Below are 13,113 nucleotides of genomic sequence, written 5' to 3'. Positions count from 1 at the left end.
CTCAGATGCTGAGATGACCGGGAATTCGCAGATGACGGCGCACCACATCGACGAAGGCGGGATCACGCTTGGCAGCCCACACCGCGGCCGCATGGCCGATCGCCCACAACAGAAGACCTGCGATCCAGAGCCGCAGACCGAGACCAAGGGCGGCTGCGAGCGTGCCGTTGACGATGGCGACCGCCCGTGGCGCGCCACCCATCAGGATCGGTTCGGTCAGCGCGCGGTGCACGGGCGCCACGAAGCCAGCGACGGGCTCATCCATCAGACCAAGACTCCGCCGCCGAACGAGAAGAACGACAAAAAGAAGCTCGATGCGGCGAAGGCGATCGAGAGGCCGAATACGATCTGGATCAGCCGGCGAAAGCCACCGGAGGAGTCGCCGAAGGCGAGCGTGAGACCCGTGACGATGATGATGATCACCGCGATGATCTTGGCGACCGGCCCCTCGACCGATTGCAGGATCTGATTGAGCGGCTGCTCCCACGGCATGTTGGAGCCGGCAGCCCAAGCCGGAGCGACCGTGAATAGAACCAATCCCGACGCGGCAATCGACATCGCGCAAGAATGAAGTGATAGAGGTCTCATGTTTGGTCTCCTGCTGGTGAAAGGCTGTAGTCGCCGGCGGGTCCGAGCCCGGTGACGCTGGCGAGTTCGGTGAGACGACGATCCGCGCCGCGGCCGGCAAGCACGGCAACGATGTTGATGGTTTCTGCGATCAGGGCGCGCGGAACGGTGATGACCGCTTCCTGGATGAGTTGCTCGAGCCGGCGCAGTGCGCCCAGCGCCGTCCCCGCATGAATGGTGCCGATGCCGCCGGGATGGCCGGTGCCCCAAGCCTTGAGGAGATCGAGTGCTTCAGCGCCGCGCACCTCGCCGATGGGGATGCGGTCGGGACGTAAGCGAAGTGACGACCGCACGAGATCTGACAGTGAGACCACGCCGTCCTTGGTGCGTAAGGCCACGAGGTTTGGCGCCTTGCACTGCAATTCGCGCGTATCCTCGATCAGCACGACGCGGTCAGTGGTTTTGGCGACTTCCGCAAGAAGGGCGTTGGTCAAGGTGGTCTTGCCGGTGGAGGTACCGCCAGCGACCAGAATATTCCTGCGCTCAGCAACCGAGCTCCGCAGGGCCTCAGCTTGGTCCGAAGTCATGATGCCGGCGGCGACGTAGTCGTCGAGCGTGAACACGGCGACCGCCGGCTTGCGGATCGCAAAGGCTGGAGCCGCGACCACCGGTGGCACCAGACCTTCGAAGCGCTCGCCGGTCTCAGGTAGTTCAGCAGAAACGCGCGGCGCACCAGCATGCACTTCGGCACCGACGTGGTGCGCCACCAGCCGAACGATGCGTTCTCCGTCAGCGGCCGAGAGGGTCTCTCCCGTGTCCATCAAGCCGCTCGACAGCCGATCAATCCACAACCGGCCATCGGGGTTGAGCATCACCTCGACGATCGAGGCGTCTTCCAGGTATCGCGCAATATCGGGGCCAAGCGCGCTACGGAGCATGCGCGCGCCGCGCGAGATCGCCTCTGCTTGAACCGAATGAATTGCCACTGCCGCCCCCACCAACGAGGCCGCTTAAGAAGCGCCCTCAGATGGGGATGAATAGAAGAGGCAGGAACCGGCCCTGCGCAACAACGCTCCCAAGGCGATCGTAGATTGGCGTAGAAAGAGAAAGACTCGGCGAGATGGGTGATACCGACGACTCTGCTATCGAAGCTTTGGCCAACACGCTTCTAGCCTGTGATAAGCCGGTCCGTCAGCGCCCGGTGGCCAAGGACCTCGATAGAACTTTTCAAGCCGCTCATAGCAGCTGATCCGGGCGGCGGCGTTCGGCAAGAGCGGCGTGATCGTCAGCCAGAAGAAGGCGAAAGGCGCAGTGTTTCGGCGGTGACGCCGAGATCGCGTTCGCGACGTTGGAGCTGGCGCGAACGCCGCCTCGCGCCGATCCTCCTAGTTCGGAGATAAGAACGAGGCGACCGCCGCTTGAACGATCACCGATCGAGAAAGCATCTTGCGGTCGACAAGATCGATGGTCTGCCACAGGAGCTCCGGCGAGAAATGCATAATCACCGTTCGCGCATGGTCTCACAACTCCGTGCCATCTGTCGCTCGGCTTCAGATCGCTGCGCAGCGTCCGTCTGCCGGATTCAGCTCCGCGAGCGACTCGCCGATACGGCGGATCTTCGACTGATGCCCAAGCCGCGGCATAGCCTCTCCCTCCTGGACCTGTCTGGCGGTAAGCCATGTCATGCCGGTGAAAGCGACGACGTGACCGCCCTCAGCCGGTACACACTTCTGCAACCTCTATGCGGCCGAAAGTGCACCCAGAACGGAGACAACGGGCTCCTGATGAACTCGGCGTCATTCGGTCACGCATCAATGCGTGTAACGCTGCCCCCGCTTCGCCCGCCATATTGTTTCCACTGCCAACCATCTTCTGTGGTCGGATCACCGCTCCGCGCGAATGTACTCCAGGCCGATCTGACGCGCTGACCGAGCCTCTCTACAACATCCCATGGGGTCGTACCCAGCATCGGCGCATGTTGCCAAGCCGCCTTATCTCCAAGAAGCAGCGGCAAATCCAAACAGTGGCACGCACCATACCTGGAGTCCGACGGTTGCCAATCGAGGCTGTAGACATACATTTTCGCCTTGCCCGACGTCATTCGCGCGAACTCCTTTGACGGGCCGGAAAATTTCGACTGCGACAAACGCCACGTCGCGACAATGGCTTGCAACTTGTAGCGAACCGAACTCTCGGGCGGCTTCAGAGCCAGTGCCACGAAGGGAGAAGCATCTTGCTTCGTCCACCCCACGAGAACGTCCAGACCCGCGCGTCCGGAATAGTCCGGGGTCAATACCGGCCCGATTGGCATCGCCGATGTAGACAGCGATAGTGCCCGCCGCTGCGCCAGCAGCAGCTCTTTTGTAGTTGCGCTGTGATGATCCTGCCCCAACGCTTCGTGAAAGGCGCCAGCGAAGTTTTCGGCGTCACGCTTGTTCTGCCAGGTCCCTAGCGGGGCGCTTTGAATGATTGCGCGCTTGAACGGCCTGTTCCTTTCGCCCTGACTTAGCATGGCGGCGATAGAGTGCCCGCCAGCCGACTGCCCAAACACGGTCACCCGCTCGGGATCTCCGCCGAAGCGGTCGATGTTGGCCTTGACCCAGTGGAGAGCAGCAATCTGATCTTTGAGTCCGAGATTGCGTGCACCTTCTTCGGCGGACCAGAGATAGCCGAATACTCCCAAACGATAGGTAACGGAAACGACTACGACATTCCCCTCGACGGCAAGTTTTTGCGCGTCGTACCAAGGTAGCTCACCGCCGCCAGTGAGATACGCTCCTCCATGTATCCACACCATGACCGGAAGGAGGAATGCTCTATCCGGAGTGCTTATCGACAAATGCAGGCAATCTTCTGATTGCATGGCTGACAACGGCGAGGCCCCCATAACGATCTCGAGCCGCGAGGGAGACTGAGGGCACACGGGTCCCGGAGACTGTCCATCGCGGGTACCCGTCCAGGCACGCGCGATGGCCGGAGGCTCGAAGCGTCGCGCCTGGGCGTATGGTACGTTTCGGAATACTCTAACTCCGTCAAGTTGCCGCCCGAGCACCCGACCTCCGGGCACCTCTACAATTGTCGATTCGTTCACATCCATATCCTTGATGCCGTCAGCCTTGATCTCGGGGATCCTGCTTTTCGCCGAGACGTAGCTGAGACTTGTCCTGCCCGGGACGATCGTGATCGGAGCAGCGGCTTGCTCGGCAACGGCTCTTGCTGATTACCTTCCAAACTTCAGGCGCGGCGTCGAGGCACCGTATCGGGAAGGCCCGTTCCAATTCTGGAACGCGGCCATCCGTTTCCAACTGAGTCCACGTCGGCGCTCAGCGTGCTTGGTAGAGCAGAGGGCATCCGGCACGGCTCTGAAACGGTTACCTGCAGATCACCCGTCGTCACCGTTCCTGGATCCAGGTACGTCTAGGCCCTCTGAGACGAAAACCGCTGTGCAAGTGGATCGATCATAAGCTTCTCTCCGACCGTGAAGAGTATGGTTATGACCACGCAGGTCGCGATGACCGTCGTCATGTCAGCCGCCCCCTGCGCGCGAAGCATGAGATACCCGAGACCGGAGCTCGAACCCAAAAGTTCGGCCACCAGCGATATTTTCCAAGCGACTCCGTAAGAGATCCTGAGCGCTGCGATCAGATATGGAAGGAGCAGCGGCAATGTTACCCGGAAGAGCACTCTTCGCCGATTTCGACTGAAGCTACGTGCCATTTCAAGTGCATCATCGTCAATTTGGCGAAGCCCTTCGGACATATTGATCAGGCAGAAGGGCGTCAATATCGCCACTTGCACAAAGATGATCGAAAAATTATCCGGACTGAACCAGATGGCCGCCAGAATTGCCCAACCTATGGATGGAAAGGAATTCAGAAACGGTGCGATAGCTCCCCTAATGACCCAGTCCAGAACCAACACATATCTGTGGATCAATGCGATGCCCGTTCCGATCACCAGCGCCAGGAAAACTGATGCGAAGACACGCCATGTCGAGGCGATCATCTCGCCAAAGAAATTCCAATCGAGAAAGAATGAGGCAATGCGCTCCGCGACCGCTATCGGGCCCGGCAACACATATGACGGGAGGTTCGCAGTCCCGCAGAACCATAGGCCGAGCACCGCCAATGACAGGGCATCTGCAATCCACCACGACGCGCCACGCTCCAGCATTTTCCTCATCGCCCGCCTCCACCGAAACGACGGGCGGTCGAACGCGCGATCGGCAGGAAGATGAAACGGTCGGCCGCATAGACCAGGAGCACGATGAAGATGGTCACCGTGAAGATCGTTCTTGTATCAAACTCTTGCCTGGCCAGATTGACCAGATAACCCAGGCCTGAACTCCCGCCGAACAGCTCCGCGGTTAGGGCGACCTTCCAGGCGACGCTGAACATGATCCGCAACGTGGCGGCGGCGAACGGAAGCATGGCCGGCGCAACGATGAGGCAAAACTGGCGCAGTCTGGAGCGACCGAAGCTTTTGCCCATTTCCCCGAGATCACCGTCAAGGGACACAAGCCCCTCGCGCAAATTTATCAGTGCAAAGGGAATAAGAACGACAGAGATGGAAAAGATGACCGTCGTTGTCGATACGCCGAACCATACGACCGCTAGTAGCGTCCATCCTATGCCCGGAAACGAATTGAACAGCGGACCGAGCCGATGATGAACAAGGGGTGCGCTCAATGGAAGATAGAACGCCAACAGCGCCAAAAGCGCTCCAACAAAAAAGGAGAAGGCGATGGAAGAGCCGATCGAGAATATCGTCGACCCTAGATGACCCAAACTCGCGCGAGACGTGAAAAACTCGGCCGTTCCCGCCAGCACGTCGGGGACGGAAGGCAGGATGTAGGGCGGGAGATAGTGTGCGCCTATCGACCAGGAAAGAAGGACCGTAGTGCCGAAGATAGCCGCCACCAGGGCTTTGGCCCTGGTCGATGGCAGCTCTGCCCCTTTCATGCCCGAAGTACCCGATCCCAAACAAGACTCTCTACTTTCGGCGCCCCCCCAATGACTCCGTGCACCTGTGCGATGTTCCAGGCTATTCTCACGGCCCTTTCATGGGCGGCGGTAAACGTACCGGGAATTTCGCTCGTCCGATCGAACCACCAGTCGAAAAAGGCTGGATCTATGTTTGCATCTCTTGCGACCGCCGCGAACACTTCGCGGCGGTTCTCCAAGGCGTAGGTCACCGATGCCCGCATAATGCGCAGGAACTCCACAAAAGCTTCCGGTCTTTCTTCCAATCTCTCCGGATATGCGACATTCACGGCGGCGACCAATCGCCCGTAAGTTTCGTTCAGAATTTTTCCCGTTTCGACGACGCTCACAAAATCGCCAGATCGCATCGCACGATACGCTTGGCTGTGAATGAGCGAAGCCGCGTCGACCTTACCGGTCGCCAAGGCAGCCGGAAGATTTGGAGCCTGTATCTCGACCTGTTTAAGATCGCCATTCTCCAGACTGACGTTCAATCCGTAACGAACCGCGAGGGCGTCTCGTTGGAAAAGATATCCGGTTGACCGCAGACCGTAGGAGCCAATGGTCTTCTGCTTCAGATCGTCACCGCTCTTGATCTCACTGTCTTTCCTGACCCAGATTCCGCCCCCTTCTCCGTGACCAGAAGCATACAGAGCCGTCGAAATGATCCGGAGGCTCAGTCCGCGGGCAGCTGCCGCAGCAACGCCCGTAACGGCAGTCATTACAACGTCGTATTGCTTGGTCGCCGTCGCCTGAATAAGCGCCGCAATGTTGGCACCGGTCGCTTCGAGCTCAATGAGATCCGACTTTACCTTTCCATTGCGAATACCCCACAGGGCAACATCGAAGACCGGGTCGAGCAGGTACAGATAGCGAATTTTTTGACGAGCCTGGCCCCTGGCCATCGTCCCCGGTCCCAGTACCAAGGGCGCAGCAAGCAGCTGCAGAACCTGTCTCCGCCTCCATGGTGTTCTCATCGTCATTTGCCTTCGATTGAAAGGAAAAGATTGTTCAGCTTGATACGAACGTCTTGAAGCGCGGGGTCGGACATCACGGTTCGGGGCCGGGCCGCGTCGATTTCGACTATTTCCACGACCTGGGTCGGCTTCGGCGAAAGCACGATAATCCGGTCAGCCAGCGAGATCGCCTCATCGATGTCGTGCGTGACGAACACGACCGTTATCCCGGTCTCAAGCCAGATTCGCTCGACCTCGACTCTTAGCCGGCGTCGGGTATTTGGATCGAGGGCAGAAAATGGTTCGTCCATAAGCATGATGGACGGCTCAACCGCGAGAGCTCTGCCTATTGCAACGCGCTGCCGCTCTCCACCCGACAACATCCACGGATACTTCCCGCCCGCATCACCCAGACCGACCATCTCAAGGAGCCGCTTGCCCGCACCGACCCGTTGCCTGGCCTCACCGCTCCCAAAGCGCAGATCGACACCCAGCATCAAATTGTCGAGCACGTTTCGCCATGGCGCCAGTCTCGGTGACTGAAACACGAATGCGATCTCGCTCCATGCATCCGCCGGACGGAGTCCCTTAACGTTCACTTCACCACCATCATACTCCAGCAGGTCACCCATGATCCGTAAGCTGGTGGACTTCCCGCATCCCGATGGTCCAAGAATGCAAACGAACTCGCCTTCGTGGATCGAGAACGTAACGTTGTCGTAGATTCTCTCTCCATTGAGGGTTAGCTCGACGTCCTTAAACTCAACCGCACTCATTGATGCCTTTCGAATGTCATGTCTTATGCCGCCGGCTCATTCTCGGGCCGGCGGCTCTCAGGTGCCGCTCTATCGCGTCTCGTCAAAAGCTTCGCAGGATTTGCACAGACCCGTCGAAAAGGTTCTGGTCCTTCAATTCATAAGTTGAGCCATTGGGCTTCCCGGCTACGTTCCCGGCGTACGTTCCGACCAGATTCTGGTTCAATCGGCTGAAAATCACCTCTGCGGAGAGGGTCAAATTTTTCACAGGCGTCCAAGCAGTTCGCGTTCCGACCTGTGCTACGGCGAGGTTGAAGTTACCACTTGCGTTCAAGACGCCTGCCTTGGCGCCGACACCCGAGGTATTCACTCCGAGACCGACGGCCCCCGGAGAGGAGAATGAAGCGAACAGCAGGTTCGTAGCGTTGGCATTGTATTCGATGCTGCTATAGGACCCGAACAAAGACGTGCGCCATTGAGGATTCCAATAGTGTTCATAGAACGCACTCACATCCCAAGCGTTGCTCTTTTGGATTTGAGTACCGTCCGCAGCGCTGGTGCCGCTGAACACGCCGTCCAATGCGTAACCGAACGCTAAGCTATTGCGTGCGCCGGGGAGGCTGGTGCTTCCAAATTTTGCAAAACGGCCACCGCCGATCACGTCAAAAGTCCCACCGAAGACGTATCGGGCGGCGCCATTGGCGAATGTCGCTTCGAGCTTGAGGCTGTCACCTGTACCCGTTGGAAGGTTCTTGAGCTCCACCGCACCGGTAAGTGCGTATCCCCAAGCATCGTTTGGATGCCCGCTGATCTGATTGGCCGGGTTGTAGTACGTTGCGGTGATGTTATGAAGCGCAGCGCCAAGATGGGCCGTTCCCCATGTCTGATCTGTGCGCAGATTCGTCACCACGTCAGGAACGTGAATGCCCCCTTCCGAATTTCCCAAAAAGTAGTTGGCGCCTGTGGGCGAGGCCGACCCTACTCCGAGAAACGTATTTTGACCCGGCGCGATGATGTAGGTCGATGCATTGTAGAGGCCCATGCGCCTGAACGATGAGGGGTTCTCGAGCGAGATGGTCGCGGAAGCGACACTCCCGATTTGCGCCGTATAAGCAAGCTGCGGAATGCCGGTTGCGTTGTTTGACCCGCTCAACAGGCCAGAGGTAATGTAGGGCCGCGAGAGCGTCCATTGTGGATCGAATTGCGACACTGCTTTGCCGAAAGTGAACCCGACGAATTGGATGAAGGCGTAGTCCGTAGCGACGAACCCGCCCGCGATACTTTCCCTTCCGTCGAAGAAATCGAGTTGAATATTCGAGTATGTTCGCAATGAGCCGTAATCGGTACTTGTGCGAGTATCGATGTTCATGTTTACCCGCTCTCGGGAATTAAAGTACGGCTTTGTGAACAGGCCCGAAGATCCGGCGCCCGACTGATAGAATGGCACTTCGTAGCCACCGGAGTTGAAGGAGGTGTCGATGCGAATTGCCCCCCCGATCCGTATGCAGGTATCAGCGCCGGGGATGCTCCAGAATCCTACTCCGTGCTGAGAACATACTTTGACGTACTCGACCGGCTTCGCTTTGAACGCATTGTCTGCGGCTTGCGCAGCGACCACCGACGCGGAACAGACTACCGCGATCGTCAGAACCTTTGCTTTTACTGCCTTGCCGTGCCCGCCCATAGAATACCCCCGTTTGTGAAAGCCGCCTGATGCCAAGTGCTTAGAGATGCCGGTTCGCAAACTTGCGTGCGCTGCAATCCCCGAGACCGCGCCCCCCGTCATCGCGATGATGTGCAACGAGGTTCAGTTTTTCCGTGTGGAGTGTCGAGATCTGAGGCTAGGATGCACCGTTCCGTTTTCAGAACGATGAGGTGCCGTGTGGGAATTGCCGATGATCTGATGCTCTTGGTCGAAGTCATCGAGGCGGGCAGCATATCGGCTGCCAGTCGAAAGACGGGGATTCCCAAATCAAGGTTGAGTCGACGGATCGAGGACCTTGAGAATAATCTGGGCGCCCATCTTTTGAAGCGTGGCCCCCGTAATATTTCGGTGACTGAGATTGGCCTTACGATATCAAAACACGGTTTAAAGATTCGAGATGAACTCCAGGCCGCCAAGATACTGGCTCAGGATCGACACGAGCGCCCGTCCGGCCGGCTGCTTGTTTCATGTCCGATAGTTTTGACCGAACTATTTCTCGCGGAATTCGCGACCACGTTCGCCGTTCACTATCCCGATGTCCAACTGACTTTGGACGTGTCCAAGGGATTGTTCACTCCCGACATGAATCACTACGACATTGCGATTCAGCCATCTCAGGAAGGATTGCCGGATTCCGACATCGTTTGTCAGAAATTGGCGTTGGCTCCATACGTCTTGGTAGCCGCACCTACTCTCGTCGACCCCCGCAACAAGAAGCTCGTTCTGTCGGATATCGAGAATATCGACGCTGTGGGGTGGGGAGCGGACGGTTATTCTTCTCGCTGGAAGCTTTACGGCATCGAGGGAGAGGCGGAACTCGATGTGCGTCTCCGGTTTTCTACAAATAGCCTTAAGGTGGTGCACACAGCCGCTCTCCAAGGATTGGGTTTGGCGAGATTGCCTATACGCCTATGCAAGCGCGACTTAGAGGCGGGCCGGCTGTTCCTGCCGCTTCCCGACTGGACGCCCCGGTCCGTCTCGATCTATGCGATCTACCCGTCGCGTCGAGCGTTAACCCGGGCGGGACGTGTCTTCGTCTCCGAGCTGTTGCGGTACATCGATGACCGAAGCGAAAAATCCGTTCCAATGGTAACAACACAGGACTAAGAGTCGGCATCGATGGGCGTCATCAGAAATGACCCCTAGGATTCTGCTGCCAAGCAGTTCCACGCAGTCGCAGCTTCGCACTAACGCGGGCCGCCGTCACGACCTCGTCCGTGGCGTCGGCTTCAAACGAGTTCTGATCGCGACTTTCGGAACCGAACGTCATGTCAATCGCATCCTGAAGCTCACGCGGCGCGGCGACCGCCTTCAGGCGAGGTGTCACCAGGCAACAGATCGCTCGTTGGAGATACGCTTAGCTCCCGCGTCCGCCTTCACGGACTGGTTGATCCCGCCCAAGAAGAGTGCCAGATCCCTGTCGGGGGCGCCGGCATCGTATGTTCCTCTGGAACACATCACGAAGTACGACATCAGGATTCTGATGGATCGCACATTGGCGAATGCGGTATCGGCATCCCTCGCACCAACACCAGAGCGGCAGCCGAAGGAGAGCTTGAGTAACGTGGGGTCCTCTTTCGACATAAAGCTGCGCAGTGTTGCGGCAGCCTCCTGAAGCCTGTCTTGCTGCAGCCAATGCCTCGCTATGAGTGGTACCGAAGACTCCGTGATCGACCTCTTGGCCCGGAAAATATAGCCTTCTGAGAAATCGATCAATTCCGATCATCCGATTTTTCGTTCACAATGTCGTCCGGGATCTCGCGTAAGAAACTCTGGCCCTTCTGCAAGCGGCGGCCAAGCGCCTCGATAAAACCTTCAAACCGCTCGCGGCCCTTGATCTGGGCGGCCGCCTGCGCGTCGTTCGGCAAGGGCGGCGTGATCGTCAGCCAGAAACGGACAAACAACGCCAGTGTTTCGGCGGTAAGGCCAACATCCCGCTCCAGCCTCTGCATTTGTCGCGACAGCCGATCGAGGCGGCGCGCAAACGCCGCCTCACGTCTGTCCTCCCCGTCCGGCGATAAGAACGAGGCGACTGCGGCTTCGACGATTGCCGATCGAGAAAGCTTCTTGCGGTCGGCGAGATCGGCGATCTGCTTCAGAAGCTCCGGCGGAAAATACACATTCATCCGGTCCCGCATGTCTCACAACTCCATGCCATCATTCGGGTCAAGCGAGATCTGGCGGGCGATGCCACGCATCTGCTGGCGCAGAATGCGGGCCTGACTGGCGGCATCGTCCGACTCGTCGTCGAGCACAATGGCAAACTCTTCCGCCGGCTTCGGGTCGGTCGTCTCCTTGGCGATGGCGACATGGTCGGGAAGCTCGGGTTCGCGGCGCAAGCCGCTGTTGGCGGCGTCCCCTTCTGCCCGCTCGATCGCTGCGAGCAATACCGTGTCCGACGTCTGCGGCTTCAGCAACGACCATCCGTCCGTCCGTGACGACCGGCCGGACTTGACGGGATCAGGTGGCGTCAGCACCCGTTCGGTAAAACGATGGTCCTCGTAATAGCGAGCTTTCTTCGCCCGGATCGGCGGCGTACCGGCAATCATGACGATCTCGTCAGTGGGCGGGAGCTGCATCACCTCGCCCGGCGTCAGTAGCGGCCGTGCCGTCTCCTGTCGCGAGACCATGAGGTGACCAAGCCACGGGTTCAGCCTGTGACCAGCATAGTTCTTCATGGCCCGCATCTCGGTCGCTGTCCCCAGCGCATCGGAAACACGCTTCGCCGTGCGCTCGTCGTTGCTGGCAAAGCTGACGCGCACATGGCAGTTGTCGAGGATCGAGTTATTGGCGCCATAGGCTTTCTCGATCTGGTTCAGTGATTGCGCGATTAGGAAGCTCTTGATGCCGTAACCTGCCATGAAGGCCAGCGCGGATTCGAAGAAGTCGAGCCGGCCGAGCGCCGGGAATTCGTCGAGCATCATCAGGATACGGTGGCGGCGATTCCTGGCATGCAGATCTTCGGTGAGCCTGCGGCCGATCTGGTTCAGCACCAAGCGGATCAGCGGCTTGGTCCGCGAGATATCGGACGGCGGCACCACAAGATAGAGCGTGGCGGGCTGCGGATCGGCGATCAGGTCGGCAATCCGCCAGTCGCAGCGGGACGTGACCTCAGCAACGACGGGGTCGCGGTAGAGGCCGAGAAACGACATGGCGGTGGACAGCACGCCCGACCGTTCATTATCCGACTTGTTCAGCAGCTCGCGTGCGGTCGATGCAACGACGGGATGCGGACCTTTCTCGCCGAGGTGCGGCGTGGTCATCATCGCCTGCAGCGTTGTCTCGATCGGCCGCTTGGGATCCGAGAGAAACGCCGCGACGCCGGCCAGTGTCTTGTCCCTCTCGGCATAGAGGACATGCAGGATCGTGCCGACGAGCAGCGAATGGCTGGTCTTCTCCCAATGGTTCCGCTTGTCGAGCGATCCTTCGGGGTCGACCAGCACGTCGGCGACGTTCTGAACGTCTCGCACCTCCCACTCGCCGCGGCGGACCTCCAGCAGTGGATTGTACGCCGATGACCTGGCGTTGGTCGGATCGAACAGCAGAACCCGGCCGTGCCGCGCGCGGTAGCCGGCGGTGAGCTGCCAGTTCTCGCCCTTGATGTCGTGAACGATCGCCGAGCCTGGCCAGGTCAGGAGCGACGGCACGACCAGGCCGATGCCTTTGCCGGAGCGGGTCGGCGCAAAACACAGCACATGCTCCGGGCCGTCGTGACGGAGATACTCATGGCCGAGCCGGCCGAGCACGACGCCATCTGCGCCGAGAAGCCCGGCGGCCTTCACCTCGCGCGGATCGGCCCAGCGCGCCGATCCATAAGTCTCGACGTTCTTCGCCTCCCGTGCCCGCCAGACCGACATGCCGATCGCCGCCGCGATCGAGATGAAACCTCCCGATGCTGCAATGAAAGCGCCCTCGACAAAGACCTGTGGCGCATAAGCATCAAAGATGTACCACCACCAGAAGAAGACCGGCGGATAGTAGACCGGCATCCCGGCGACTTCGAACCAGGACCGGCCGAGCTCAGGCTGGAAGCCTAACCGCCACGCCGTCCACTGCGTGGCGCCCCAGGTCGTGAGCAACACGATCAGGAACACGACGGTGATCTGGCCCCAGAGGATTTTGGTCGCGGACATGGCACACGTCCTTCT

At 59.1% G+C, this 13,113-nt stretch carries 13 protein-coding genes and 1 pseudogene; 1 reads left to right on the top strand and 13 read right to left on the bottom strand.

Features of this window, described 5'->3' with window-relative positions:
• Position 1: 1 nt before the first annotated feature.
• From AB7828_RS29725 to AB7828_RS29680, 10 genes and pseudogenes are all read right to left on the bottom strand, one after another.
• Positions 2 to 265: a VirB3 family type IV secretion system protein gene (locus AB7828_RS29725; protein ID WP_044587821.1), complete on the bottom strand. Its 264-nt coding sequence runs from the start codon at positions 263 to 265 to the stop codon at positions 2 to 4.
• Positions 265 to 558: a TrbC/VirB2 family protein gene (locus AB7828_RS29720; RefSeq protein WP_441232340.1), complete on the bottom strand. Its 294-nt coding sequence runs from the start codon at positions 556 to 558 to the stop codon at positions 265 to 267. Before AB7828_RS29720 ends, AB7828_RS29725 begins: the two co-directional genes overlap by 1 nt.
• Positions 559 to 584: 26 nt before the next feature.
• Entirely contained in the window at positions 585 to 1,553 is a 969-nt protein-coding gene (gene trbB, locus AB7828_RS29715) for a P-type conjugative transfer ATPase TrbB (RefSeq protein ID WP_441231950.1), read from the bottom strand.
• Positions 1,554 to 1,787: 234 nt separating this feature from the next.
• A pseudogene (locus AB7828_RS29710) lies at positions 1,788 to 2,066 on the bottom strand (CopG family transcriptional regulator); the annotation flags it as partial.
• Positions 2,067 to 2,371: 305 nt separating this feature from the next.
• Positions 2,372 to 3,664 carry a carboxylesterase family protein gene (locus tag AB7828_RS29705; protein WP_441231949.1) on the bottom strand — a complete coding sequence of 431 codons (1,293 nt, stop codon included), beginning with the start codon at positions 3,662 to 3,664 and terminating at the stop codon, positions 2,372 to 2,374.
• A 320-nt stretch (positions 3,665 to 3,984) separates the two neighbouring features.
• Positions 3,985 to 4,749: an ABC transporter permease gene (locus AB7828_RS29700; RefSeq protein WP_441231948.1), complete on the bottom strand. Its 765-nt coding sequence runs from the start codon at positions 4,747 to 4,749 to the stop codon at positions 3,985 to 3,987.
• Complete coding sequence (locus tag AB7828_RS29695; RefSeq protein ID WP_441231947.1) at positions 4,746 to 5,528, bottom strand: ABC transporter permease; 783 nt, start codon at positions 5,526 to 5,528, stop codon at positions 4,746 to 4,748. The genes AB7828_RS29700 and AB7828_RS29695 overlap by 4 nt, the downstream gene beginning before the upstream one ends.
• Complete coding sequence (locus tag AB7828_RS29690) at positions 5,525 to 6,454, bottom strand: ABC transporter substrate-binding protein (RefSeq protein ID WP_441231946.1); 930 nt, start codon at positions 6,452 to 6,454, stop codon at positions 5,525 to 5,527. Before AB7828_RS29690 ends, AB7828_RS29695 begins: the two co-directional genes overlap by 4 nt.
• Before the next feature lie 74 nt (positions 6,455 to 6,528).
• Positions 6,529 to 7,281 (bottom strand): ABC transporter ATP-binding protein, encoded by a 753-nt coding sequence (locus tag AB7828_RS29685; RefSeq protein WP_441231945.1) that lies wholly within the window; start codon positions 7,279 to 7,281, stop codon positions 6,529 to 6,531.
• A gap of 82 nt (positions 7,282 to 7,363) precedes the next feature.
• Positions 7,364 to 9,061: a porin gene (locus AB7828_RS29680; protein WP_441231944.1), complete on the bottom strand. Its 1,698-nt coding sequence runs from the start codon at positions 9,059 to 9,061 to the stop codon at positions 7,364 to 7,366.
• Positions 9,062 to 9,142: 81 nt separating this feature from the next.
• On the opposite strand from AB7828_RS29680, the gene AB7828_RS29675 reads away from it, so the two are divergent.
• Complete coding sequence (locus AB7828_RS29675) at positions 9,143 to 10,072, top strand: LysR substrate-binding domain-containing protein (RefSeq protein ID WP_441231943.1); 930 nt, start codon at positions 9,143 to 9,145, stop codon at positions 10,070 to 10,072.
• A 216-nt stretch (positions 10,073 to 10,288) separates the two neighbouring features.
• Here the strand turns inward: AB7828_RS29675 and AB7828_RS29670 are convergent, their stop codons facing one another.
• The 3 genes from AB7828_RS29670 to AB7828_RS29660 are packed head-to-tail and all read right to left on the bottom strand — an operon-like array spanning position 10,289 to position 13,098.
• On the bottom strand, positions 10,289 to 10,681 hold the full coding sequence (locus AB7828_RS29670; RefSeq protein WP_441231942.1) for a hypothetical protein: 393 nt from the start codon (positions 10,679 to 10,681) through the stop codon (positions 10,289 to 10,291).
• Complete coding sequence (locus AB7828_RS29665) at positions 10,678 to 11,103, bottom strand: CopG family transcriptional regulator (protein ID WP_441231941.1); 426 nt, start codon at positions 11,101 to 11,103, stop codon at positions 10,678 to 10,680. The genes AB7828_RS29670 and AB7828_RS29665 overlap by 4 nt, the downstream gene beginning before the upstream one ends.
• A 3-nt stretch (positions 11,104 to 11,106) precedes the next feature.
• Positions 11,107 to 13,098, bottom strand: coding sequence for a conjugal transfer protein TraG (locus AB7828_RS29660; protein WP_441231940.1), 1,992 nt, complete (start codon positions 13,096 to 13,098; stop codon positions 11,107 to 11,109).
• Between the last annotated feature and the right edge of the window lie 15 nt (positions 13,099 to 13,113).

The sequence above is a fragment of the Tardiphaga sp. 215_C5_N2_1 genome, from assembly GCF_052076055.1.
Lineage (GTDB): Bacteria > Pseudomonadota > Alphaproteobacteria > Rhizobiales > Xanthobacteraceae > Tardiphaga > Tardiphaga robiniae.
Note: the sequence above shows the minus strand (reverse complement) of the source record. Positions and strands in the feature narration are given on the sequence as shown.